This window comes from Nonomuraea sp. NPDC049646 (genome assembly GCF_044465525.1).
GTDB lineage: Bacteria > Actinomycetota > Actinomycetes > Streptosporangiales > Streptosporangiaceae > Nonomuraea.
Genome location: NZ_JBITLU010000002.1, coordinates 666,977 through 690,629 on the forward strand (window position 1 = coordinate 666,977; position 23,653 = coordinate 690,629).

The window sequence follows — 23,653 nt, forward strand, 5'->3', positions numbered from 1 at the left end:
CCGGACACCTGGTCAGGCGGTCCAAAGCCCCGGACATGCGGTCAGGTCGCTGGAAGGGCCTGGCGTGGGTCAGGCGGCGGGGGCGGCCGGGCGTGGGGTCAGGAGGGCGCGGATGTTGCGGGCAGCGGTGCGGCCCGCGCGGTTGGCGCCGACCGTGCTGGCCGAAGGCCCGTAGCCGACGAGTTGCAGCCGCGGCTCCCGGACGACCCGCGTCCCGTCCACCTTGATGCCGCCGCCCGGCTCCCGCAGGCGCAGCGGCGCGAGGTGGTCGAGCGCCGACCGGAACCCGGTGGCCCACACGACGATGTCCGCCGCGGTCTGCCGCCCGTCCGCCCACTCCACGCCGTACGGGGTGAGGCGGCGGAACATCGGCAGCCGCTCCAGCGCCCCCTTGGCCATCGCCTCCCGCACGACGACGCTGTAACCGAGCCCGGTGACGCTGACCACGCTCTGCGGCGGCAATCCGGCCCGCACCCGCGCCTCCACCAGGGCGACTGCCTCGCGCCGGGCGTCCTCGCCGAAGTCGTCGCCCCTGAAGACGGGCGGACGCCGGGTGACCCAGACGGTGCCGGCGGCGACCCCGGCCACCTCCGACAACACGTGCATCGCCGAGGCCCCGCCCCCGACCACGACCACCCGCCGACCGGCGAACGCCGCCGGCCCGCGATAACCGGCGTAGTGAAGCTGCTCGCCCAGGAAGTCGCCGGCCCCCGGGTAGTACGGCCAGTACGGCCGCGTCCAGGTGCCCGTCGCGTTGACCACGGCCTTGGCCGCCCACTCCCCCGCGTCCGCCGCCACGACCAGCCGCCCGTCCTCCCCCTCCCGGACGGCCGTCACCTTGACCGGCCGCAGGACCTCCAGCCCCACCCGCCGCTCATAGTCGCCGTAGTACGCGGGGACGGCCTCCGCCGCGGGCCGGTCACCTGCCGCCGCCACCCCGTCCGGCAGGCCGGGCAGGTCGAAGATCCCGTGCACCTTGTCCATGGTCAGCGACGGCGACCGATGCCGCCACGCGCCCCCTGGCCCGGCGGACGCGTCGAGCACGATCGTCCCGATGCCGAACCGTCGCAGGAAGTACGCACTGGACAGCCCCGCCTGCCCGGCCCCGATCACCACAACCTCGGTCGTCTCCACGCTCGACTGCAACCCCGCGCCCCCGCCCGCTCTTCCCCCCCAGGCCGTTCCTGCTTGACCCCCCAGCCGGTCCTGCGACGGGCACCCGGCCGGTGCAACAGCGACGCCGAGCCGATCCCGCGGCACCACCCGCCGATCCAACAGCGACGCCGGCCCGATCCGACGACGCCCCGCTGGTCCAACAGCAACGCCGAGCCGATCTCGCGGCAGCACCCCGCCGACCCAACAGCAACGCCAGGCCGATCCGGCGATGTCCCGGCCAGCCCAACAACGACGCCCTACCGGCTCAGGCAGCGGCGCCCGTCTGGATCAGGCGGGTGGCGGATCCGTCAGCGCTGTGGCGAACAGGGCGCGGTGGCGCAGGATGTGCTCGCGGTCGGTGTCGTACAACGCGGCGTCGCCGCGGGCGATGTGCGCGGCGAACGCACGGTCCCCTGCCGCCGCGCGGTCGTGCATGTGCCGTACGAGGTGTGCCAGCCGGTCGGCCGCGGCAACGGGCAGTGCAAGACGGTCACCTTCGGCAAGGCCGTAGGCGTCTGCGAACAACCGCAGCCTGCGCGCCTGCTCCCCCACCGGATCGGCCCCGTCGTGACGGGAATCGCTCAGCGGGACGAACCGGTACGCGGCGTAGGCGACGTCCCACGCGCGCGGCCCCGGATGGGCGGTGTCGAAGTCGATCAGGGCCACCGGCCGCCCGTCGCGGAACACGCAGTTGTACGGCGCGACGTCCCCGTGGCAGATGACCTCGGTGGGCTCGCGCGGCGGGAAGTACCAGACGGCCCCGGCGGCGGGCAGGAAACCCTCGGTGGCGTCGTGGTAGCGGCGCAGCAGCCGGGCGACGTCGCCGAGGGCCTGGTCGGAACGTGCATAGTCGGGCAACGGATCTCCGGGCACCTCGCCGGGGACGAAGTCGAGCACCTCCCGGCCCTGGACGTCGATCCCGTGCGCGGACGGCGCGCCCGTGAAGCCGCGGGCGGCCAGATGGGCGAGCAGCGCGTGCACGGCCGGCGTCCACGGGCCGGTCGGACGGCGCACGGTGGCACCGACCCGCACCACCTGGTTGACGCCGCCCCCGGTCAGCGGTTCCTCGTCATGCTCGGACACGCCCGTCATCCTCGCATCCCGGCGCGCACCGGCCAGCGCCGTCGAGCCCGGAACGCGCCGGGAGGCGTCAGCGGGCTCTGAACGCGACCGCGGTCGTGGAGGCGATCGCCGTCACCAGGACCACCATGACCAGGACCGTGCCGAGCGGGTTCTTGCGCCGGGGCGACGCCTGGACCTGCCTGACCCGCCGGTGCACCGCGACCTTAGGGGTGGGCTTGGGCGTCGGCGTGACCTCCTGGACGGGCACCCGTACCGGCGGCGCCACGTGCACCGGCCGGGGCGTGGGGTGGTGCACCGGCCTCGGCGTGCGCGGCGGGGTGGACGGCGGCGTGGGACGCGGGGTCGGCCGCGGCGACGAGCGAGGCGGCGGAGGCGGAGGCGGAGGCGGAGGCGGAGGCGGCGGGGACGGGCGGACGTGGCAGTCGCCCACCTCGACGCTGCCGCTCGGCCCGTACACGCACACCGAGCCGGGACCGATCGACACGCGCGGCACGGGGGCGCCGGTCCGCGGCACCCGCCCGCCGGGCCGCTCCGACACCGACCCCCGCGGCTCCGGAGCATCACGGATCTGCGCGCCCGGCACCGACACCACCGGCCCCGGGTCGTCCCAGATCTGGGCGCCCGGCACCGACACCACCGGACCGGTACGGCCGTCGCGCCCGCGCCCGCCGTGGATCGTGATCCCCGGGCTCGGAAGCTGCGTCGGACGTACGCGCACGGTGCCGGGCGCCGGGGGTTGCAGGTCGGCCGCCGCCGGGCCGGCCGCGCTCGCGGCGAGCAGAGCGGCGGCCAGCAGCAGCGGCGCGCGCCTGACGCCCACGGTCACATTCCCCCGGCGATGCGGGAGAACTCCTGCAGCGCGCCCTGGAACGCCTGCGGCCCGACCGCCAGCGGCCCGGCGAAGGCGTGGGAGATGTCCCAGGTCAGATAGGTGCCGAAGCCGAGCATCGCGGCCATCGCGAGCAGCGGCAGGACCGCCAGGCCGCGTGGCCGCGCGCCGGCCAGGTAGGGGAAGACGACGACGAGCAGGCCGGTGAGCACGGTCAGCAACAGCAGCCCCTGGGGCGGGGTGGCGGCGGCGTCCATCGAGCGCTGGGAACGGGCGGCGGCGATCGCGGCGACGCGTTCGAGCACGGCGTCGCGGGCGTCCTTGTCGTCGTCGGTCTTGGCGTCGACGGCGCTCACCCGGCTGCGCATGGCGTCGAGCCGGGCGGCTCCGACCGGGTCCATGCGGCCCTCGGCCATCAGCGGCCACTCGTCTCTGACCACGAAGGTGACGTAGTCGCGCAGCGCGGTGCGGACCGTCTGCTGAGCGGTGCCGGGCAGGTCGGCCGCGGCCCAGTAGGCGTCGATCGCGGCCTGGCTCTCGGCCTGGGCGTTCTGGCGGGCGGCGTCGGCGGTGGTCCACGGCACGATGATCGCGATCGCGAACACCAGCAGGAACAGGGCCGACAACATCGACCCGGCGTGACCGGCCGAGACCCCGTCGGGCTCGGCGTCCTCGCTGCCCTTCTTCGTGAGCCGGAACACCAGCGCGGTGAGCGCCACCACGCCCACGGCCGCCACGATCGAGAGCGTGTACGCCAGCATGAAGATCTCCCAAATCTTCTCGAATACACAGTGTTACATGACTATCACACTATGCAACGCTGGTGTCAGCTACCGGCAAGTAAAGTCGCGGCAAGCGTGTCGGCCGCCGAGGGAGCGGCACCGGGCGGGGCGGGGGAGGTCGAGAACCTGCTCGCGCAGGGGTCCGGGGCGGCGCCGCCGCTGGACGGATCGCTGATCATGACCGGGTGTTCTGACCAAACGTCCAGCCGGTCGGTGATGATCCAGAAAAATGGTGACTATGGACGGCGTGAATCTCAACGGCCGTAAATTCGTGATGGTGAGCTCGACGGCGAGCGCGGTGGACCCCGACAGCCCGACGGAGTTCCTGTACTGGGAGGCCGACGGCGTGGTGTGGGGCAGCTACACGGGCGACACCGTGACCCACGGCCGCTTCGTCGGGACGCGCGACGGCGCCGACGTCTCCATCTCCTACGCCCACGCGCTCAAGGCGGGCGGCAAGGCGGGCGGCCAGAGCAGCAGCCGCGTCGAGCAGGGCGAGGACGGGCTGCTGCGCCTGGTGGAGGAGTTCCGGTTCGACGGCGACGACACGCTGCACGTCAGCGTGTGCGCCGAGGTCCCGACCTCCTGACCGGCCCTCCAAGCGGAAGGCCAGGAGGCGGCGGGGCCGGGAGACCGGGGCCGGTCGGCATGGGGCTGGGGGCCGGGGCCGGCAGACCGGGGCCTGAGGGCCGGGAGACCAGGGCCGGAGACCAGGGCCGGAGACTGGAAGACCAGAAGATGGGAAGACCAGGGGCCGGTCGGCCGGGAGCGGGCGACGCACCACGCCACCAGGGCCCCGCCCCCGGCCACACGACCGCTTTCGACGCAGGGAGCGGCGCCCGACCGTCCTTGCCGAGAGCGGTGGCTAGCCGTCCTTGCGCAGTGCGGCCCGTCCCTCGGCCGCGCCGACGAAGCGCATCTTGCCGAGCGGCACGTCCCCTTGCGTCTCCTGGGGTGTGCGCCGCGCGGGACGGGAGGCGTCCCGGTCGGACGGCAGCACGTACGGCCGTCTGAGCACTTCGTCCAGGATGAACACGGTCTCGGTGGCCTTGACCGCCGGGATGTTGGCCAGGCGGTCGGTCACCATGGTGTGCACGGCGGCCACGTCGGAGACCCGCACCTGGATCATGGCGTCGTGCTGGCCGGTGGTGATCGCGCAGTACTCGACCTCGGGCATCCGGGCCAGTTCGGCCCTGAACTGCTTCCACATCTGCTGGCGCACGGTCACGAAGATCAGCGCGGTGATGCCGAGCCCGGCGCGCACGTGGTCGATCTCCGCGGTGAAGCGCTTGATCGCGCCGTCGGCGCGCAGCGCCTCGAAGCGCGTGTAGGCGTTCGCGCGGGAGATGCCCACCCGTTCGGCCAGCGCGGCGACCGAGATCCTGCCGTTCTCGCGCAGGACCTCAAGGATCTTCATGTGGACGTCGTCCAGTTCGAGACCGATGCCGATCCGTCCAGGCTGACCGCCGCCGCTGGCACCATTTCTGGAAATATCACTCATCATTACACCTCGACCATTTATATCCGTCTCGCGGACCGCACATGACCTGGACGTTCTGCCGGACAATCCTCGACATCCTTCTCCCGAACGTCCAATTTGGAGGACCCCATGGCGACCCGCTCGCAGACGGCGGCAGTGCTGCTCGCCGGTGCGCTCGCCCTCGCCGCCTGCGGAAGCGGCGGCACCTCGCAGACCCCGGCGGCCTCCGGTGGCGGTGGGAAGACGCTCGTCATCGACACGTCGTTCGACCTCAAGACGGCCGACCCCGGCCGCACCTACGAGCCGACCGGGCTCATCGTCGGCAAGGCCGTCTACGAGACGCTGCTGACCTTCGACGGTTCCGACGTGACCAAGCCGGTCCCGGCGCTGGCCGAGTCCTACGAGCTGAGCGAGGACGGCAAGACGCTGACGCTCAAGCTCAAGAAGGGCCCCACCTTCGCCGACGGCTCGCCGATCACCGCCGACGACGTGGTGTTCTCGCTCAACCGCGTGCGTGACATGAAGGGCACCCCGTCGTTCCTGCTGGACGGCGTCGAGGTGGCCAAGACCGACGACTCGACGATCACGCTGACGTCGAAGGCGCCGAACCCGGCGCTGCCCTACATCCTGCCGAACCCGGCGCTGGGCATCCTCAACAGCAAGGTCGCCAAGGAGCACGGCGCGACTGCCGACGCCCAGGACAAGGCCGAGCAGTACCTGAACGCCTCCTCGGCCGGGTCCGGCCCGTACACGATCGAGTCGTTCAACGTGAGCAGCCAGGTCACGCTCAAGGCGAACCCGAAGTACTACGGCACCAAGCCGGCCTACGACAAGGTCGTCATCCGCAACGTCGAGGCCGCCACGCAGAAGCTCAACGTGCAGCGCGGCGACAGCCAGGTGGCGCTGAACCTGTCCGGTGACCAGGTCACCAACATGCCCTCCACCCTGCAGGTGAAGAAGACCGCCTCGGCGAACGTCATCTTCCTGCTGGCCAACCAGGACTCGGGCGTCAGCAAGACCACGCCGAACGCCAAGTTCGTCGAGGCCGTGCGCAAGGGCGTGGACTACGCGGGCCTGCTGGAGCTGGCCGGCGAGGGCTCGACGCAGGCTCCCGGCATCATCCCGTCGCAGCTGCTCGGCGCGCTGCCGCCGGAGCAGGCGCCCAAGCGGGACGTCGAGGGCGCCAAGGCGGCCCTGGCGGCCAGCGGCGTGTCGAACCCGACCGTCAAGCTGGAGTTCCCGAGCGAGCTGACCGTCAACGGCCTGTCCTTCCAGCCGCTGGCCGAGCGCATCCAGGCCAACCTCAAGGAGGTCGGCATCACGGTGGACCTCCAGCCCGCGCCGGTGACGACCGCGCTGGACAACTACCGCAACGGCAAGGAGGAGATGGGCCTGTGGTACTGGGGCCCGGACTACCCGGACCCGAGCGACTACCTGGCCTTCGCGCCCGGCAAGACCGTGGGCCTGCGGGCCGGCTGGAAGGAAGGCGCGGCCAAGGAGATCGAGTCGGCCGCTGACAAGGCCGCGACCGCGATCGGCGACGAGGCGCGCAAGACGGCCTACGCCGACCTGCAGACCAAGCTCAACACCTCCGGCCCGTTCGTGCCGCTGATCCAGCCGAGCCAGAACATCGTGTCGGCCGCGTCCGTGACGGGCCTGGAGTACCACCCGGTCTGGACCGTGGACGTCGCCGACCTCGGCGCGAAGTAAGGAGACCGGCAGGTGTCCGACAACCCGGGCGCGGCGGGCTCGCCGCCGCGCCCCGGCGCCGGCTCCCCGGTCGAGACGGCCGAGACGGCCGAGACGGCCGAGACGGCCGCCGCAGGGACGCGGCGGCGGCGGGGCGTGCACCCGCTGGCCCGCTTCCTCATCCGGCGCATCCTCATCGCCGTGCTGCTGGCCTGGGGCATCACGCTCGTCACGTTCCTGCTGACGAACCTGGTGCCCGGCGACCCCGTGGCCGCCAACCTGGGCCAGCGGGCGCTGGGCGACCCGGCCATCGTGGCGCAGTGGCGGTCCGAGCACGGCCTGGACAAGCCGCTGTGGCAGCAGTACGCGATCTATCTGCAGGGCCTGGTCCAGGGCGACCTGGGCACCAGCCAGCAGAGCCACCGCCCGGTCAGCCAGGACCTGGCCGAGTTCGTCCCGGCGACGCTGGAGCTGGCGGGCGCGGCGATCCTGATCTCGCTGGTGCTGGGCGTGGCCTTCGGCGTGGTCGCCGCGCTGCGCAGGGACCGGCTGTCCGACCACGTGCTGCGGCTGGTCAGCCTGATCGGCATCTCGGTGCCGACGTTCTGGCTGGCGCTGGTGGCGTTCTACGTGTTCTTCTTCCGGTTGCAGATCACGCCGGGCAGCGGACGCGTGGACGCGGCGCTCGGCTCGGCGCCGGCGGTGACCGGGCTGCAGACGGTCGACGCGCTGCTGGCGGGCCGGTGGGACATCTTCACCTCCGCCGTCGGCCACCTGATCACGCCCGCGCTGGTGCTGGCGCTGTACACGATCGGCCTGCTGACCCGCTTCACCCGTTCGGCGGTGCTGGAGGTGCTGGGCCAGGACTACGTCCGGGCGGCCCGCGCCAAGGGGCTGCCGGGCCGGGTGATCCTGTTCAGGTACGTGCTGCGTTCGGCGCTGGTCCCGATCATCACCGTGGCCGGTCTGGCCTTCGGCAGCCTGCTGTCCGGCACCGTCCTGGTCGAGGCGATCTTCGCCTGGCCCGGCGTCGGCCAGTACGCCTACAAGAGCGCCACCAGCCTCGACCTGCCCGCCGTCATGGGCGTCGGCCTGGTCGTGGGTGTGGTCTACCTGGTCATCAACCTGATCGTGGACGTGCTGTACGGCGTCATCGATCCCCGAGTGAGGCTGCAATGAGAGGCAAGGGGCTGCTGGGCAGGCTGCCCGAGGCGTGGCGGCAGCCGCTGGCCGTCGCGGGCGCCGTGCTGGCCGTGGCCTGGCTGGTGATCGCGCTGGCCGCGCCGTGGCTGGCGCCGCACGACCCGCTGGCCCAGGACCTGCCGCGGCTGGCTCCCCCGGGGCCCGGCCACTGGTTCGGCACCGACCAGCTCGGACGCGACATCCTGAGCCGCGTCATGTACGGCGCGCGGGTGTCGATCCCGCTGACGTTGCTGCTGGTCGTGCTGTCGGTGCTGGTCGGCGGCCTGCTGGGGGCGTGCGCCGGGTACTTCGGCAAGTGGGTCGGCGAGACGATCATGCGGATCGCGGACCTGGTGTTCGCGTTCCCGACCGTGATCCTGGCCATGGTGGTGGCCGCGGCGCTGGGCGCGAGCCTGGGCAACGCCGTGCTGGCCGTGCTGGTGGTGGCCTGGCCCGCCTACGCCCGCGTCACCCGCGGGCTGGTGCTGGGCGTGCGCGAGCGGGAGTTCGTGCTGAGCGGGCGGCTGCTGGGCTTCTCGGTGTGGCGCTCGCTGCGGGTGGACGTGCTGCCGAACGTGACCGGCCCGATCCTGGTGCTGGCCACGCTCGACATCGGCACGGCGCTGCTGCTGCTGTCCGGCCTGTCGTTCCTGGGCCTGGGCGCCAAGCCGCCGTCCCCCGAGTGGGGCGCGATGGTGGCCTCCGGCGTGGAGGTCTTCGACAGCTGGTGGGTGGCGACGTTCCCCGGCCTGGCGATCCTGACCGTGGTGCTGGCGTTCAACTTCCTCGGCGACACGCTGCGGGACGCGCTCGACCCGCGGACGGCCCGCGCGATCAAGGAGCGTGCGTTGTGACGCTGGACATCACCGGCCTGAAGGTGTCGATCCACGGCAAGGAGATCCTGCGCGGCGTCGACCTGAAGCTGGCCGCCGGGCGCGTGCACGGCCTGGCCGGCGAGAGCGGGTCGGGCAAGACGATGACGGGCCTGGCCGTGCTCGGGCTGCTGCCGCACGGCGCGCGCGTCTCGGGCCGGATCGGGCTCGGCGAGCGGGACCTGCTCACGCTGCCGCCCAAGGAGCTCAACCAGGTGCGCGGCGGCGAGGTCGCCATGGTCTTCCAGGACCCGGCGACCAGCCTGCACCCGATGCTCACGATCGGCCGGCAGCTCACCGAGCACATGCGCCACCACCTGGGCCTGGGCAAGGCCGAGGCGAAGGCGCGGGCGGTCGAGCTGCTGGGCAAGGTGCGCATCCCGGGCGCCGAGGAGGCGTACGGGCGCTTCCCGCACCAGTTCTCCGGCGGCATGCGGCAGCGCATCGCCATCGCCGTCGCGCTGGCCTGCTCGCCCAAGGTGCTGATCGCCGACGAGCCGACCACCGCGCTGGACGTGACCGTGCAGGCGGGCGTGCTGCGGCTGCTGCGCGGGCTCTGCGACGAGCTGGGCCTGGCCGTGCTGCTGGTCACGCACGACCTGGGCGTCATGTCGGCGGTCGCGGACGAGGTGAGCGTGATGAAGGACGGCCTGGTCGTGGAGACCGGGCCGCGCGGGCGGGTGCTGCGCGACCCCGAGCACCCCTACACCCGCGCCCTGCTGGACTCGCTGCCTGATTCTGTGCCTGATTCTGCTCCGGACGTGGAGGGCTGATGCTGGACATCGAGGACCTGGTCGTCGAACACCGCTCCCCCGGGCGTCCGGTGGTGCGGGCGGTGGCGGGGGCCAGCCTGACCGTACGGGCGGGCGAGGTCGTGGGCCTGGTCGGCGAGTCGGGGTGCGGCAAGTCCACCCTGGCGCGGGCGGTCTGCGGGCTGAACCCGGTCACCCACGGGTCGATCGCGTTCGAGGGGCAGCAGGTCACGCCGCTCGGCCTGCGGCGCAGGAAGCTCACGGGCATCCAGATGGTCTTCCAGGACCCGTACGCGTCGCTGAACCCGCGGCGCCGGGTGGGCGACCAGATCGCCGACGGCCTGCGCACCGCGGACGACACCCGTACCGACCCGGCCGACCTGCTGGAGCGGGTGGGCCTGCCGCGCGAGTTCGCCGGCCGGCACCCCCACGAGTTCTCCGGCGGCCAGCGGCAGCGCATCGCGATCGCCAGGGCGCTGGCGGCCCGGCCGCGGCTGCTCATCGGCGACGAGCCGATCTCCGCGCTGGACGCCTCCGCCCAGGCCCAGGTGGCCCGGCTGATGCGCGACCTGGCGGTGGACTCCGGCGCCGGGCTGCTGTTCATCAGCCACGACCTGTCGGTGGTGCGGCTGATCGCCGACCGGATCGCCGTCATGTACCTCGGCAAGATCGTCGAGGTGGGCGGGACGGCCGAGGTGTGGGACGACCCGAAACATCCGTACACCAGGGCGTTGCTGGGGGCCATCCCCAAGCCGGACGGCATGGGCGTGCTGCCCGCCGAGCTGGCCGGGGACGTGCCCGACCCGGCGAACCCGCCGGGCGGGTGCCGGTTCAACCCGCGTTGCCCGCTGGTGATGGAGGTGTGCCGCGAGAAGGAGCCGGACTTCGGGCCGGTCGCCTGCTGGCTGCACGAGCCGGCGTGAGCCGGCGGCACGCCGCGCGGGTGGCGGCCGTGCGGCGGGCGATGGCCCAGGAGGGCATCGACGTGCTGGTGTTGCGGCCCTCGCCCGACTTCCGGTTCCTGAGCGCCTCCCCAGAAGGCGCTCTCCCTGAGGGCGGCGCGCCGGACGGCGGCGCCGGGCCGGGCGTGTTCCTCGTGGTGACGGCCGACGCGATCGTCGAGACCCGCGACCCGGCGGGCCTGGTGCCCGCCTCCGCGCGCCGGGTCGGGGTGGACCCGGAGATGCGGGCGAGCGAGCTGTTCCGGCTGGCGATCGCCGCCGAGCTGGTGCCCGCCTCCGCGGTGCTGGCGCCGCTGCGGCTGCGCAAGGACCCCGCCGAGCTGACGGCGCTCGGCCGGGCGGTCGCGGCGGCGGAGGCGGTGCTGGCGCAGGCGGCCGAGCTGGCCTGGTTCGGCGCGACCGAGCGGGCCATGGCGCGCCGGCTGCGGCTGCTGGCCCTGGAGTCGGGCTGCGAGGAGGTGATCTCGCTGCGCGTGTCGGCGGGCGAGCACACCGCGCGGCCCGAGCACGTGCCCGGCGGGCGCGTGATCAACCCGGGCGACGCGCTGCTGGTGTCGGTGTGCGGCCGCTGGGACGGCTACTGCGCCGAGGCGGGCCGGGTGTTCGCCGTCGCCGAGCCGCCGGAGGACTACGAGGCGATGTACTCGGTGGTGCTGGCCGCCCACCGCGCGGCGCTGGCGGCGCTGCGGCCGTCGGTCCCGTTCGCGGAGCTGGCCAGGACGGTGCACGAGGTCATCGACGCCAGCGGCTACGGCCGCTTCGCCGCGCCGCACGTGGGCCGGGGCGTGGGCCTGGGCCACGACGAGGGGCCGCGAGCCGGTGAGGACGCGGTGTTCGCCCCCGGGATGACGGTCTGCCTGGAACCGGCCATCTACGTGCCCGACCTGTTCGGCGCGCGGGTGGCCGACGTGGTGGCCTGCACGGCCGCCGAGCCGGTGCCGCTGGGCACGCGGCCGCACACCCTGCACGTCCTCGACCGCTGAGGCGGCCTGCGCTTACGCTGGGTGACGACGATCACCGGGGGGCGTCGTGGACCAGTTCGTGCTGCTCATGCTGGTGCTACTGGGCGCGCTGGTCACGGTTCCGCTGGGCGAGCGGCTGGGGCTGCCCGCGCCGGTGCTGATGACGCTGCTGGGCATCCTGCTGGCAGTGCTGCCGTTCGTGCCGAACGTGGACATCCCGCCGGGCATCGTGCTGCCGCTGCTGCTGCCGCCGTTGCTGTACGCGGCAGTACGGCGTACGTCGTGGCGGCAGTTCGCGGCGAACTGGCAGCCGATCTTCCTGCTCGCCGTGGCGCTGGTGTTCGTGACGACGGCGGCCGTGGCGGCCACGGCGCACGCGCTCGTCCCCGGCCTGCCGCTGGCGGCGGCGGTGGCGCTGGGCGCGCTGGTCGCGCCGCCCGACCCGGTGGCGGCCACGGCGGTGGCCGGGCGGCTGGGCCTGCCGCGGCGCATGGTGTCGCTGCTGGAGGGCGAGGGCCTGTTCAACGACGTGACCGCGATCGTGCTCTACCACGTGGCGGTAGCGGCGGTCGTCACGGGCGTGTTCTCCTGGCCGGGGGCGCTGGGCGAGTTCGCGCTGTCGGCGGGGGTGGCCGTGGCGGCGGGGTTCGCGCTGGGCTGGGCGGCCGGGAAGCTGATGGCGCTGCTGGGCGACGCGACGCTGCAGGTGGGCCTGTCGCTGGTGGTGCCGTTCGTCAGCTACGCGGTGGCCGACGAGCTGCGCGGCTCGGGCGTGCTGGCCGTGCTGACCACCGCCTTCTACCTCAGCGACCGCATGTGGGACGCCGACGACGTGTTCGGCCGGTTCGCCTCGTCCACGTTCTGGCAGGTGGTGGACACGCTGGTGACGGGGGTCGCGTTCGGGCTGATCGGGCTGGAGCTGCACACGGTGTTCGGCACGGTCCACGGGCGGTTCGGCGAGGTGCTGTGGTGGAGCGCCGCCGTGGTGGGCGTCGTCGTGGTCGTCCGGCTGCTGTGGCTGCTGCCGGCCGCCTGGCTGGCCAAGAAGGGGCGGCGCGAGGACACCGAGGTGCCGATGAGCTGGCGCGAGACCGTCGTCATGTGGTGGGCGGGCATGCGCGGCGTGGCGTCCGTGGCGCTGGCGCTGGCCATCCCGCTGCGCATCCATGACGGGCGGCCGTTCCCGCAGCGGCCGGTGATCGTGTTCATCGCGTTCGCGGTCATCCTGGTGACGCTGGTGGTGCAGGGGCTGACGCTGCCGTGGCTGGTGGCGCGGCTCGGCGTCAAGGCCGACACGGCGGCCGAGCGCGATCTGGAGAAGCGCCTGGCGATCCGGGCCGCCCACGCGGCCAAGCGGCGGCTGCGGGAGATCGACGAGGCCGAGGACCTGCCCGAGGAGGTGGTCGAGCTGCTGGGCCGGCGCATGATGGACCTCGGGCTGCGGATCAGCCCCGAGGCCGCCGACGACGAGCGGCGCGAGGCGTTCGAGCAGCGGGCGCGGCGGGCCCGGCTGGTGCGGCGGGTGCAGGAGGAGATGATGTCGGCCGCCCGGCAGGCCGTGCTGGACGCCCGCCGCGACCCGCGGGCCGACCCCCAGGTGGTCTCCCGCGTGCTGCGCGCCCTCGACGCCCGGAGCATGCGCTGACCAGCCCCGATCCGCCGCCCGGAGGGTTGACGGTGTGTGACCGGGGGCCGCAGAGGGTAGTCATTTCCTTATGCTGCGGATCGGCACGCTGGGCGCCGCCCCGTCGGTCGGCGTCGTGGCCTGTGGCTGGCACGACAGCGGTCCGGGCCCCTTCACCACCGGCATCAAGCTGATCTACACGCTCGGCGGCCCGCTGCCCGAGCTGCCCGGCCTGCGGATCGGGTCCGGAGCGCTCATAGGCGCCGAACAGATCGCCGCCGCGCTGCTCCAGGGTCTCGACGTGGTGATCACCGAACCCGCCTGCCCGGCCGCGCCCGTGGTGGCGGCCGGCATGTGGCACTACGGCTGGACCAGGCGCGACGTGTCGGCCCTGGCCGGGGCGACGGTGGCCGGTCTGGCGCTGGCCACGCAGCCGGGCGCGTGCGTGGCGGAGATCGGGCGCGACGGCGCCGGCTCCATCGACGGGCAGATGCCGGCCGAGTCGGTACGGGCCCGCGTGGCGGCGGCGTTCTCCGGCGGCCGGTACCGCACGCCGGAGGTGACGGTGCCGCTGGAGGCGGTGCGGCTCAGCCAGGACACGCCGTGCCGGATCCGGATCGCCCGCACCCCCGGCCTCGTCGTCTGAGGCCGTCGTGGCCATGGGCCTCGGCGACGAAGAACCGCCGGCCTTTGGTCGCCTGGCACGAACCCCTGATGTCACCCCATGTCGTACGGTCGCCAGGGAGCACCTGCGCGCCGACCGAGTTGGAGAGAGTGTGAAGATCACAGGAGTAGAGCTGCGCCGGATCGCGATGCCGTTGGTGGCGCCGTTCCGCACGTCGTTCGGCACCGAGACGGCCCGGGACGTCCTGCTGGTCAGGGTGGTGACCCCCGACGCCGAGGGGTGGGGCGAGTGCGTGGCCATGTCCGAGCCGCTCTACTCCTCCGAGTACGTCGACGGCGCCGCCGAGGTGATGCGCCGCTTCCTGCTGCCCGCCCTGCCCACCACCCTGGACGCGTACGGCGTCGGCCGCGCGCTCGAACCGATCAAGGGCCACCGCATGGCCAAGGCCGCCCTGGAGACCGCCGTGCTCGACGCGCAGCTGCGGGCCTCCGGCGAGTCGTTCGGCCATTTCCTGGGCGCGGCCCGCGACCGGGTGCCGTGCGGGGTGTCGGTGGGCATCATGGACTCGATCCCGCAGCTCCTCGACGCCGTGGCGGGCTACGTCGAGGAGGGGTACGTCCGCATCAAGCTGAAGATCGAGCCCGGCTGGGACGTCGAGCCGGTGCGCGCGGTGCGCGAGCGCTTCGGCGACGACCTGCTGCTCCAGGTCGACGCGAACGCGGCGTACTCGCTGGCCGACGCCCGCCGGCTGGCCCGGCTCGACGCGTTCGACCTGCTGCTGATCGAGCAGCCGCTGGCCAACGACGACCTCGTCCAGCACGCCAGGCTGGCCCGCCGGCTGCGCACCCCGATCTGCCTGGACGAGTCCATCGAGTCGGCCGAGCACGCGGCGGCCGCCATCGAGCTCGGCTCGTGCTCGATCATCAACATCAAGCCGGGCCGCATCGGCGGCTACCTGGAGGCGCGGCGCATCCACGACCTGTGCCGGGCCAACGGCGTGGCGGTGTGGTGCGGCGGCATGCTGGAGACCGGTCTCGGGCGGGCGGCCAACGTGGCGCTGGCGGCGCTGCCGGGCTTCACGCTGCCCGGCGACACCTCGGGGTCGCGCCGCTACTACGCGACCGACGTGACCGAGCCGTTCGAGCTGGTGGACGGCCATCTGCAGGTGCCGACGGGGCCGGGGCTCGGCGTCGAGCCGATCCCGTCGGTGCTGGAAGAGGTCACGACGGCCACGGAGTGGATCCCGCTGTAGGGCGCCCGTCCTGGAGGGCGGGGCCGGCCGGGGTCACCCGACCCCGGCCGGCGCCCTGCGGGGTCAGCAGCGGGTGAAGCGCAGGCGCAGGGTGGCCGGGGCGGCGTGCAGGTCGTACCGGGGCAGCGCGCCGGGGCCGCAGGTGGCGGTGCCGATGCCCTGCTGGGCGAGGTCCAGGTGGAGGTGCACCCGGTCGCCGGGCACCAGGTCCGGGCGGTGGCGGGCGGCCTCCAGCTCGGCGGTGCTCCACCGGCGCGCGGTCAGCCCGAACGCCGGCTCGCCCGCGACCCGGAACCCGGGCGTCCCAGCCGGCCCGCCGAACTCGGCCCATCGCACGTCGGCGCGGCGGCCGTTCTCCTGCGGGTGGACGTAGGGCGTCTGGAGGTCGTCGATCGTGGCGCTCCAGCGGCCCACGCGGGCGGCCATGCCGGTGTCGGGGTATGCCTCCCCCGGCCCCCGGCCGTACCAGGTGACGTGGGTGAGCCGGCCGGGCAGCGCGAGATGGACGCCCAGGCGCGGGATCGGGTCGCGCCATTCGCCCTCGGGCTCGACGTCCACGGTCAGGTCCAGGGCGTCGCCGCGGGGCGCGGTCCACGTCCAGGTGACGCGCATGCCGAGGTCGGTGGCGGCGGGGGCGGCCCTGGTCTCGACGGTGAGGCCGTCGCCGGTCCGCACGCCGTCCACGCGGTGGGTGAGGCGATGCAGCCCGAGCTGCCGCCACTTCCGGCCCAGGCCGCCGTAGCGGTCGTTGTCGGTGGGGGCGCGGTAGAGGTCGAGGCGCGGGCCGTCGACGTCGAGGCCGAACAGGCGCAGCAGGCGGCCGGTGCGCGGGTCGAACTCGCCGCCGCCCAGCCTCAGCCGCCCGCCGGACGTCTCCGGCCGGACGCCCGCACCGGTGACGGCGGCGGGAAGGGCGGGGCTCGGCAGGCGGGTCTGGGACCAGGCGAGCTCGTGGCCCGCGGTGGCCCAGGGCTGGTCGCCGGCCAGGGTCGCGCGGACGGTGAGCCGGCGCTCCCCCACGTTGTCCGCCGGCGGGGGCGGGTCGGGCAGCCTCACCTCGCCGCCGGACGGCGGCACCGCCAGCGGGAACCGCGCGACGGGGAGCCCGTCGTCCTCGACGACGGCCTCGAAGGCGAGGTGGGCCAGGTCGCGGAAGTCGTGCCGGTTGACCACCCGCACGACGCCGTCGCCGAACGCGAACCGCACCGGCTCGAACACCTTCTTCAGGTCCAGCAGGCCCGGGGAGGGCGTGCGGTCGGGGAACACCAGCCCGTCGATGACGAAGTTGCCGTCGTGCACGGGCTCGCCGTGGTCGCCGCCGTAGGCGTACTCGTGGCGGGGGTCGGTCAGGCCGTGGTCGATCCACTCCCACACGAACCCGCCGGCCAGCCTGGGGAAACGTTCGAACAGCTCCTGGTACTCGGCCAGGCCGCCGGGCCCGTTGCCCATGGCGTGGGCGTACTCGCACTGCAGGAACGGCATCGCGCGCCGCCGCGCGTCCAGGACGGGGTCGTCGAGCGGGTCCTCCTCGCCGCGGCCGATGGCCTCGACCTCGGCGTGGGTGGCGTACATGCGCGAGTAGACGTCGGTGTGGGCGCACGACCAGTCGCCCTCGTAGTGCAGCGGCCTGGACGGGTCGCGCCGGCGCGTCCAGGCGGCCATGACGGCGAGGTTGCGGCCGACGCCCGCCTCGTTGCCGAGCGACCACATGATGACGCTGGGGTGGTTCTTGTCCCGTTCGACCATGCGGCGCATGCGGTCGAGCAGGGCGTCGGCCCAGCGCGGGTCGTCGGTGGGGTTGCGCCGCCAGCCGACCTGGCCGAAGCCGTGCGTCTCCAGGTCGCATTCGTCGACGACCCACAGGCCCAGCTCGTCGCACAGGTCCAGGAAGCCGGGGTGCGGCGGGTAGTGGCTGGTCCGGACGGCGTTGACGTTGTGCCGCTTCATGAGCAGCACGTCCTCGCGCATGGTCTCGTACGGGACCGCGCGGCCGTGGTCGGGATGGAACTCGTGCCGGTTGACGCCCTTGAGCAGCAGCGGGCGGCCGTTGGCCAGGAGCACGCCGTCCTCGACGGAGACGGTGCGGAAGCCGACGCGCAGCCGTACGGTCTCGTGCGGGGTGGTCAGGACGGCCTCGTACAGGCGGGGCGTCTCGGCGGTCCACGGCTCGGCCCCGACGGTGATCTCGACGCCGGGTTCCAGGTCGCGCACGCCGAGTTCGGGGATGCTCAGCAGGCCCTCGGCGGCCTCGAAGGACAGCCGGCCGTCGTGGGCGGCGTGCACGAACACGTCGGCGGCCGACCGGGTGAGGGTGACGCTGCGGAAGATGCCGGGCAGCCACCACATGTCCTGGTCCTCCAGGTAGCTGGCGGCCGACCACTGGTGCACGCGCACGGCCAGCACGTTGCGTCCCGGACGCAGCCACGGCCCGGCGTCGAACTCGGCGGGCAGCCTGCTGCCGGTGGAGAAGCCCAGCTCGTGGCCGTTCAGCCAGACCCTGGCGAAGGAGTCGACGCCCTCGAAGCGCAGCCGGCCGCCGCGCCAGCCGTCCGGCAGGTCGAAGGCGCGCCGGTAGTCGCCGGTCGGGTTCTCGTCCGGGACGTGCGGCGGGTCCACGGGGAAGGGGTAGGAGACGTTGGTGTAGGCGGGGGCGCCGTGGCCGTGCAGGGGCCAGTGGGCCGGGACCGGCAGCTCGTCCCAGGCGGAGTCGTCGAAGCCGGGCCGGGCGAAGTCGTCGGGCACGTCGGCCACGGGTGACAGCCGGAAGCGCCACAGGCCGTCGAGGTCGAGGGAGGGGGCGTCGGAGCGGAGTGCCGCGCGGGGTTCGAGACGGCCCGAACCGGGGGCGAAGGTTTCGAGATCCATCCCTTCCGACACTAGGGGTTGATGGTGGTTCCGTCAGCGATGCCCCGTCCGGTGGTGCTTGGACTTCCCTGCCGGGGTTGTTGGAGGAACGGCACCGGCAGGGACCGGTCTCAGGCGTTCCTGGAGAACAGGATCCCGTTCGCGCCGGCCGGGCCGGCGGGGCCGGGCAGCGCGGAGGCGGCCGCGAGGTAGCCGGCCAGCAGGCTCTCGGCCACCGCGCCCACGGCCGCGTCGCCGGGCAGGAACTCGGGGGTGTGCAGGCCGGCGGCGGTGTCCACGCCGACGAACATCATGAGCGACGGCGCGACCGAGGCGTAGTGGGAGAAGTCGTCGGCCCCGCACGAGCGCAGGCCGCCGTCCACGGTCCAGCCCTGGCCGCGCAGCAGCCCGCCGGCGCGCACGGCCAGCCCGGTGTCGTTGACCAGCACCGGCTCTCCCGGCAGGATCGTCACCTCGGCCGCGCAGCCGCACGCCCTGGCGACGTCCTCGACCACCTGGGTGAAGCGTTCGTGCAGCTCCTGGCGCCAGTTCTCGGACATCGCGCGGAGGGTCCCCCTGGCCACGGCCTCGCCCGGCACGGCGTTGGGCGCGGTGCCGGCGTTGACCGTGCCGAAGGTGACCACGGTGGGCGTCATCGGGTCGGCGACCCGGCTGACGACCTGCTGGGCGGTGACGATGACCTGCGCCATGGCCACCACCGGGTCCCTGGTGAGGTGGGGGTAGGCGGCGTGGCCCTCCGCGCCCCTGACGACCACCCTGAACTCGTCGGAGGAGGCGTTGACCGCCCCCGGCACGGAGGCGACCGTGCCCTCGGCCAGCAGGGGCTGCACGTGCGCGCCGATCATGGCGCCGACCTGGTGGCGGTGCAGCGCGCCCGACCCCACGACGTCGGAGGCGCCGGAGGGGAAGCCCTCCTCGCGCGGTTGCAGCACGACCAGCAGGGGCGGGTCGGCGCCGAGCCGGTCGAGGGTCCTGGCCAGGGCGACCACGGCCGCCATGTGCACGTCGTGCCCGCAGGCGTGCATCGCGCCCTCGGGGGCGGCCCACTCGGCTCCGGTGCGCTCGGTCAGGGGCAGCGCGTCGAGCTCGCCGCGTACGCCGACCGCCGGGCCAGGACCGCCGACGCGCAGGACCGCGCCGGTGCCGGCGACGTGCTCGACCTGCCCGGCGGGCAGCGCGTCGAGCAGCCGGGCCAGCGTCGGGCCCTCCTGTCCCGACAGGCAGGGCGCCGCGTGCAGCTCGCGGCGCAGCGCCTGCGCCGCGGGCAGCTCCCGCAGCAGGCCCTCCCGCAGCGCCGCGTAGGCGGCGCCGTCCACGCCGCCGGTCCCGATGACGGCTCCGTCGACGGGCCTGTTGATCGTACGGCCCCCGAAGTCGTTCACCCCGTGCTCTCCTCCCGTGTTCCCAGTCCGTAGACGCGTCGCGCGTTGTCCGACCCGACCATCGCCGCCACCCGCATCGCCTGCCCGGCCGACCACTCGCCGTCCAGCACGAGCCGGCCGAGCACCCGCGCCATCGCCCGCCGCCACAACACCGCGCCGAGGTGGTGCAGCTCGGCCGCCCCCCACCCGTCGGACGAGAAGAGGATCTTGGCGAACGGCGCCAGCTCCAGGCTCTCGGCCACCAGCGCCACGCTGCGGGCCCCGGTGTAGGTCACGCCGAGCCCCACGTCGAAGTAGACGTTGGGATAGGCCTGCGCGAGGAACCCCGCGTGCCGCTGGAAGGGGTAGCAGTGCAGCAGCACCAGCGGCACCCCGGTCGGCTCGGCGCGCTCGACGAGGCCGCGCAGCAGCAGCGGATCGGCCCGGCGCAGGTCGAGGTCGGGATCGCCGAGGCCGGTGTGGAACTGGATCGGCAACCCTCGCTCGATCCCGGCCCAGATCACGTGCCGCAGCAGCACCGGCTCCGTCAGCTTACCGCCGCCGGACCCGAGCCAGCGCCCGGCCGCCTCGGCGACCTCGGCCCGGCTCGGCGGCTCGGGGTCGAGGTCGAGGCCGTGGCGGTAGGCGGCGACGCTCTTGAGCCCGCGCGCGCCGCCGGTGCGCTCCCACAGCTCCCGCGCGAAGGCGTCGGCGAAGGAGGACGCGTCGCAGCCGCCGGCCGCGACCTGCTCGGCCACCGTCTCCAGCCGCACCACCTCGTCGGCGGGCGCGCCGGTGAGCTCGGCCATGCCGGACGGGCCCACCAGCTCCTCGCCACGGTAGCCGGTCTCGACCAGGTAGTGGGCCACGTTCGTGGCGCCGAGCAGCAGCCGGTTCACCTCGGCGGCGCCCAGCCTGGCCCTCCTGGCCAGGTACTCCTCCGGCGTGCAGTGCGGTTCGAGGCCGAGGACGGGCGCGCAGTGGCGCAGGATGGCGTACCCCGTCGGGGAGTCGAACTGCGTCATCCACTCCGGCACCGGCCGGTCGGACTCGGTGATCAGCTCCTCGAACGCGGTGCGCGACAGGTCGCGCGGCACCACGCCGTGCACGTGGTGGTCGACCAGCGGCAGCTCCTCGATGGCCCGGACGAACCCGGCCGGGGCGAGGTCGAGGTCTGCGGCGGTGGCGTACACGTCGGTCACGGAGAGATCTACTCCCCCGTGGGCGCGCGGACGAACCCCCCGGCCCCGATCCGGCGCCTCGCTAGGGGGCCGCGGCGGGCACGGCGAGCTGCTGGACCAGCCACGGCAGCGCCTGCGGCAGCTCCCGGTTCCAGGTGTTGAAGTTGTGACCGCCGCTGGGCAGGATCAGCGACGAGGCCCGCATGGGCGGCTTGACGGCGTTCAGGAAGCGCTCGGTCGGCAGGTAGTCGGCCTCGCCCTTCCTGCTGCTGGTGACGAGCACGGCCACGGGCGGCGCGGGCAGCCGGGCCAGGCGCCACATCAGGTCGTTGCGGTCGGCCAGCGCCTGGTCGCCGTGGAACAGGTCGCCGGTGGTGCCGTCCACGATCGTCTTGTAGTAGCCCGACAGGGAGACGGCGGCGGAGAACGCGTCGGGGCGGCTCATGGCCAGCTTCAGCGCGCAGTAGCCGCCGGTCGAGCCGCCGAGCACGCCCCAGGAGTCGCGGCCGGGGGCCGCCCGGTAGTGCGCGGTCACGGCCTGCCGGACGTCGGTGGCGAAGTACGTCAGCGCCTGGGGGCCGCCCGGCACGTCCACGCACTCGGTGTCGCGCGGCAGCACCACGCTCGGCCGCATCATCACCAGGACGGCCGGCTCGACCTGGTGCAGGGCGATGGCGTGGGCCAGCCGTCCGGGCAGGTCGAGCCGGGTCATGAGGTTGCGCGGGTCGCCGGGGTAGCCGGTCAGGGCGAGGATCGCGGGGAACCTGCGCCGGGGGTCCTTGAAGTAGGCCGAGGGCAGGAACACGTACGCCTCCTCGCTCAGGCGCGTGGTCGCGCCCGGCAGGACGACCTCCTCGATCCGCCCGCCCGGCACCGCCCGGCTGTCCAGCACCCGCAGCCCGGCCGCGGCCCCGGCGACGGTGATCTGGGCGGCGCCGGTGTCGGCGCCGAGCAGGTCCGCCCAGGAGGAGTAGAAGCCGAAGTAGTAGTTGACCAGCAGCGCGAGCGCCGCCACGGTGAGCGCCTGGCAGCCCGCCAGCAGGCCGGCCCGGCCCAGCAGCGGCGGCAGGCCCCGCCCGGCCAGCCGCGGCCACACCCAGACGGTGGCCGCGAGCCCGGCCGCCGCGAGCACCGCGGCGGTCACCAGCAGCGCGATCGAGGTCAGTCCCATGAACAGCAGGAATATCCCGCCCGGCGTAAGCGCGTGGTTAACGGCGAGATTAACCGGCAGGGGCTTGAATCGGTGTTTGTGAAGCGTCCTTGGATCCCCGCGCTGGCGGGTTACGCGTCGCTGGTCATCGGCCTGCTGGACATCGCCAAGGCCGTCGCGCCGCGGCTGGAGCACACGCGGATGGGCCAGTGGTCGGATCTGCTGCCCGGGACGGTGACGACCGTGGCGCGGGCGACGTCGCTGGTGGTCGGCATCATGCTGGTGATGATCGCGCACGCCCTGCGCCGGGGGAAGGTGCGGGCCTGGCGGGCGGTGGTGGTGCTGCTGCCGGTGAGCGCCGTCATGGGCGTGCTGCACCTGCGGCCGGTGACCGCCGCGATCAGCGTCGTGCTGCTGGCCGTGCTGGTGGCCGGCAGGCGGGAGTTCACGGCGCTGCCCGACCCGCGCTCGCGCTGGCGGGCGTTGTGGAACCTGCTCGTGCTCGGCGCGATCGACATGGGGCTCGGCTACCTGATCGTGAGCGTCCGGCCGGGCGCGCTGGTGGGCCGTCCGGGCGTGGCCGAGCGGCTGGAGCACGTGGCGCTGGGGCTGGCGGGCATCGAGGGGCCGGTCACGTTCACCGTGGAACGCGTCTCCGACCTGGTCTACTTCTCCCTCGTCGCGCTGGGCGCGCTGACCGCCGTGACGACGCTCTACCTGGCGCTGCGCCCGGAACGGCCGGCCGCCGAGCTGACCGCCGACGACGAACGCCGCCTGCGCGACCTGCTGGACGTCCACGGCGAGCGCGACTCGCTCGGCTACTTCGCGCTGCGCCGGGACAAGAGCGTGATCTTCTCGCCGTCGGGCAAGGCGGCCGTGGCCTACCGGGTGGTCTCCGGCGTGATGCTGGCCAGCGGCGACCCGATCGGCGACCGCGAGGCGTGGCCGGCCGCGATCGTCGCGTTCATGGCCGAGGCGCGGCGGCACGCCTGGGTGCCGGCCGTCATCGGCTGCGGCGAGACGGGCGGCGAGGTCTGGACGAAGGTCGCGGGGCTGTCCGCGCTGGAGATCGGCGACGAGGCGATCGTCGAGGTCGACGGCTTCACGCTGGAGGGCCGCGCGATGCGCAACGTGCGGCAGATGGTCAACCGCACCCGCCGCGCCGGGTACGTCTGCCGGGTGCGCCGCGCCCGGGACGTGCCCGAGGAGGAGAAGGAGCGCATCCGCCGGGCCGCCGGGCTGTGGCGCGGCACCCAGACCGAGCGCGGCTACTCGATGGCGCTGGGCCGCTTCGGCGACCCCGCCGACGCCGAGTGCCTGGTGGCCACCGCCTGCAAGGACGGCGACCTCAAGGCCGTGCTGCACTTCGTGCCGTGGGGCAGGCGGGGCGTCTCGCTGGACCTGATGCGCCGCGACCGCGACGCCGACCCGGGCCTGAACGAGCTGCTGATCGCCGAGACGTTGCAGGCCGCGCCGTCGCTGGGGATCACGCAGGTGTCGCTCAACTTCGCGATGTTCCGCTCGACGCTGGCCCGCGGCGACCGGCTCGGCGCGGGGCCCGTGCTGCGGGCCTGGCGGTCGGTGCTGGTCTTCCTGTCGCACTGGTTCCAGATCGAGTCGCTGTACCGGTTCAACGCCAAGTTCCGGCCGATCTGGGAGCCGCGCTTCGTCGTCTACCCGACCGCCCGCGACCTGCCCAGGATCGGCGTCGCGGCGCTCCAGGCCGAGGCGTTCATCCCGTCGGGCCTGCCGCTGCGCGCCCGGCTGCGCCTCCCCCGGCCCTTCACGCACGACCGCGCCGCGGCCGCTCCCCAGACGCCGTGAACCGGGCCCGTGACCCGGGCGCG

The 23,653-nt window shown here is 73.9% G+C and carries 21 protein-coding genes; 12 read left to right on the forward strand and 9 right to left on the reverse strand.

Annotated elements, in window-relative coordinates:
* Window positions 1-69: 69 nt before the first annotated feature.
* From ACIBQ8_RS07955 to ACIBQ8_RS07970, 4 genes are all read right to left on the reverse strand, one after another.
* Window positions 70-1,134, reverse strand: a complete 1,065-nt coding sequence (locus ACIBQ8_RS07955) for an NAD(P)-binding domain-containing protein (protein ID WP_397191510.1) — start codon at window positions 1,132-1,134, stop codon at window positions 70-72.
* Between the two features lie 309 nt (window positions 1,135-1,443).
* Window positions 1,444-2,238 carry a phosphotransferase enzyme family protein gene (locus ACIBQ8_RS07960; protein WP_397191511.1) on the reverse strand — a complete coding sequence of 265 codons (795 nt, stop codon included), beginning with the start codon at window positions 2,236-2,238 and terminating at the stop codon, window positions 1,444-1,446.
* 67 nt (window positions 2,239-2,305) lie between these two features.
* Complete coding sequence (locus ACIBQ8_RS07965) at window positions 2,306-3,058, reverse strand: hypothetical protein (RefSeq protein ID WP_397191512.1); 753 nt, start codon at window positions 3,056-3,058, stop codon at window positions 2,306-2,308.
* Between the two features lie 2 nt (window positions 3,059-3,060).
* Window positions 3,061-3,828 carry a hypothetical protein gene (locus tag ACIBQ8_RS07970; protein ID WP_397173858.1) on the reverse strand — a complete coding sequence of 256 codons (768 nt, stop codon included), beginning with the start codon at window positions 3,826-3,828 and terminating at the stop codon, window positions 3,061-3,063.
* A gap of 259 nt (window positions 3,829-4,087) precedes the next feature.
* Between ACIBQ8_RS07970 and ACIBQ8_RS07975 the strand changes: the two genes are divergently transcribed.
* Window positions 4,088-4,438, forward strand: a complete 351-nt coding sequence (locus tag ACIBQ8_RS07975; RefSeq protein ID WP_397173856.1) for a hypothetical protein — start codon at window positions 4,088-4,090, stop codon at window positions 4,436-4,438.
* A gap of 276 nt (window positions 4,439-4,714) precedes the next feature.
* Here ACIBQ8_RS07975 and ACIBQ8_RS07980 read toward each other — a convergent pair whose 3' ends face one another.
* On the reverse strand, window positions 4,715-5,266 hold the full coding sequence (locus ACIBQ8_RS07980; RefSeq protein WP_357987270.1) for an Lrp/AsnC family transcriptional regulator: 552 nt from the start codon (window positions 5,264-5,266) through the stop codon (window positions 4,715-4,717).
* Between ACIBQ8_RS07980 and ACIBQ8_RS07985 the strand changes: the two genes are divergently transcribed.
* From ACIBQ8_RS07985 to menC, 10 genes are all read left to right on the forward strand, one after another.
* A complete protein-coding gene (locus tag ACIBQ8_RS07985; RefSeq protein ID WP_352351038.1) occupies window positions 5,267-5,395 on the forward strand; it encodes a hypothetical protein in 129 nt (42 codons plus the stop codon). It abuts the gene before it with no gap.
* Window positions 5,396-5,458: 63 nt separating this feature from the next.
* On the forward strand, window positions 5,459-7,039 hold the full coding sequence (locus tag ACIBQ8_RS07990; RefSeq protein WP_397173854.1) for an ABC transporter substrate-binding protein: 1,581 nt from the start codon (window positions 5,459-5,461) through the stop codon (window positions 7,037-7,039).
* A 12-nt stretch (window positions 7,040-7,051) separates the two neighbouring features.
* The gene (locus ACIBQ8_RS07995; RefSeq protein WP_397191513.1) at window positions 7,052-8,197 is read left to right on the forward strand and encodes an ABC transporter permease; all 1,146 of its coding nucleotides are present in this window, start codon (window positions 7,052-7,054) and stop codon (window positions 8,195-8,197) included.
* Window positions 8,194-9,054 carry an ABC transporter permease gene (locus tag ACIBQ8_RS08000; RefSeq protein WP_352328927.1) on the forward strand — a complete coding sequence of 287 codons (861 nt, stop codon included), beginning with the start codon at window positions 8,194-8,196 and terminating at the stop codon, window positions 9,052-9,054. The genes ACIBQ8_RS07995 and ACIBQ8_RS08000 overlap by 4 nt, the downstream gene beginning before the upstream one ends.
* On the forward strand, window positions 9,051-9,845 hold the full coding sequence (locus ACIBQ8_RS08005; RefSeq protein WP_397173850.1) for an ABC transporter ATP-binding protein: 795 nt from the start codon (window positions 9,051-9,053) through the stop codon (window positions 9,843-9,845). The genes ACIBQ8_RS08000 and ACIBQ8_RS08005 overlap by 4 nt, the downstream gene beginning before the upstream one ends.
* Entirely contained in the window at window positions 9,845-10,747 is a 903-nt protein-coding gene (locus tag ACIBQ8_RS08010; RefSeq protein WP_397173848.1) for an ABC transporter ATP-binding protein, read from the forward strand. Before ACIBQ8_RS08005 ends, ACIBQ8_RS08010 begins: the two co-directional genes overlap by 1 nt.
* Entirely contained in the window at window positions 10,744-11,769 is a 1,026-nt protein-coding gene (locus ACIBQ8_RS08015) for a M24 family metallopeptidase (protein WP_397191514.1), read from the forward strand. Before ACIBQ8_RS08010 ends, ACIBQ8_RS08015 begins: the two co-directional genes overlap by 4 nt.
* Before the next feature lie 46 nt (window positions 11,770-11,815).
* Entirely contained in the window at window positions 11,816-13,393 is a 1,578-nt protein-coding gene (locus tag ACIBQ8_RS08020; RefSeq protein WP_397173845.1) for a Na+/H+ antiporter, read from the forward strand.
* A gap of 70 nt (window positions 13,394-13,463) precedes the next feature.
* Window positions 13,464-14,018: an acyclic terpene utilization AtuA family protein gene (locus ACIBQ8_RS08025; RefSeq protein WP_397173843.1), complete on the forward strand. Its 555-nt coding sequence runs from the start codon at window positions 13,464-13,466 to the stop codon at window positions 14,016-14,018.
* A 130-nt stretch (window positions 14,019-14,148) separates the two neighbouring features.
* Entirely contained in the window at window positions 14,149-15,249 is a 1,101-nt protein-coding gene (menC, locus tag ACIBQ8_RS08030; RefSeq protein ID WP_397191515.1) for an o-succinylbenzoate synthase, read from the forward strand.
* A gap of 63 nt (window positions 15,250-15,312) precedes the next feature.
* Here the strand turns inward: menC and ACIBQ8_RS08035 are convergent, their stop codons facing one another.
* The 4 genes from ACIBQ8_RS08035 to ACIBQ8_RS08050 form a co-directional block, all read right to left on the reverse strand.
* A complete protein-coding gene (locus tag ACIBQ8_RS08035; protein WP_397191516.1) occupies window positions 15,313-18,114 on the reverse strand; it encodes a glycoside hydrolase family 2 TIM barrel-domain containing protein in 2,802 nt (933 codons plus the stop codon).
* A gap of 110 nt (window positions 18,115-18,224) precedes the next feature.
* The gene (locus tag ACIBQ8_RS08040) at window positions 18,225-19,496 is read right to left on the reverse strand and encodes a M20 family metallopeptidase (protein WP_397191517.1); all 1,272 of its coding nucleotides are present in this window, start codon (window positions 19,494-19,496) and stop codon (window positions 18,225-18,227) included.
* Window positions 19,493-20,677 (reverse strand): amidohydrolase family protein, encoded by a 1,185-nt coding sequence (locus ACIBQ8_RS08045; RefSeq protein ID WP_397191518.1) that lies wholly within the window; start codon window positions 20,675-20,677, stop codon window positions 19,493-19,495. Before ACIBQ8_RS08045 ends, ACIBQ8_RS08040 begins: the two co-directional genes overlap by 4 nt.
* Window positions 20,678-20,738: 61 nt before the next feature.
* Window positions 20,739-21,827 (reverse strand): alpha/beta hydrolase, encoded by a 1,089-nt coding sequence (locus ACIBQ8_RS08050; RefSeq protein ID WP_397191519.1) that lies wholly within the window; start codon window positions 21,825-21,827, stop codon window positions 20,739-20,741.
* Window positions 21,828-21,905: 78 nt separating this feature from the next.
* On the opposite strand from ACIBQ8_RS08050, the gene ACIBQ8_RS08055 reads away from it, so the two are divergent.
* Window positions 21,906-23,630: a phosphatidylglycerol lysyltransferase domain-containing protein gene (locus ACIBQ8_RS08055; protein WP_397191520.1), complete on the forward strand. Its 1,725-nt coding sequence runs from the start codon at window positions 21,906-21,908 to the stop codon at window positions 23,628-23,630.
* Window positions 23,631-23,653: the final 23 nt, after the last annotated feature.

Excerpts from the sequence above, each read along its gene's own strand:
- ACIBQ8_RS07990 (WP_397173854.1), top strand. The coding sequence starts at position 5,459 with ATGGCGACCCGCTCGCAGACGGCGGCAGTGCTGCTCGCCGGTGCGCTC.
- ACIBQ8_RS07970 (WP_397173858.1), bottom strand. The coding sequence starts at position 3,828 with ATGCTGGCGTACACGCTCTCGATCGTGGCGGCCGTGGGCGTGGTGGCG.
- ACIBQ8_RS08010 (WP_397173848.1), top strand. The coding sequence starts at position 9,845 with ATGCTGGACATCGAGGACCTGGTCGTCGAACACCGCTCCCCCGGGCGT.
- ACIBQ8_RS07975 (WP_397173856.1), top strand. The coding sequence starts at position 4,088 with ATGGACGGCGTGAATCTCAACGGCCGTAAATTCGTGATGGTGAGCTCG.
- ACIBQ8_RS08000 (WP_352328927.1), top strand. The coding sequence starts at position 8,194 with ATGAGAGGCAAGGGGCTGCTGGGCAGGCTGCCCGAGGCGTGGCGGCAG.
- ACIBQ8_RS08035 (WP_397191516.1), bottom strand. The coding sequence starts at position 18,114 with ATGGATCTCGAAACCTTCGCCCCCGGTTCGGGCCGTCTCGAACCCCGC.
- ACIBQ8_RS08050 (WP_397191519.1), bottom strand. The coding sequence starts at position 21,827 with ATGGGACTGACCTCGATCGCGCTGCTGGTGACCGCCGCGGTGCTCGCG.
- ACIBQ8_RS07980 (WP_357987270.1), bottom strand. The coding sequence starts at position 5,266 with ATGAAGATCCTTGAGGTCCTGCGCGAGAACGGCAGGATCTCGGTCGCC.
- ACIBQ8_RS08025 (WP_397173843.1), top strand. The coding sequence starts at position 13,464 with ATGCTGCGGATCGGCACGCTGGGCGCCGCCCCGTCGGTCGGCGTCGTG.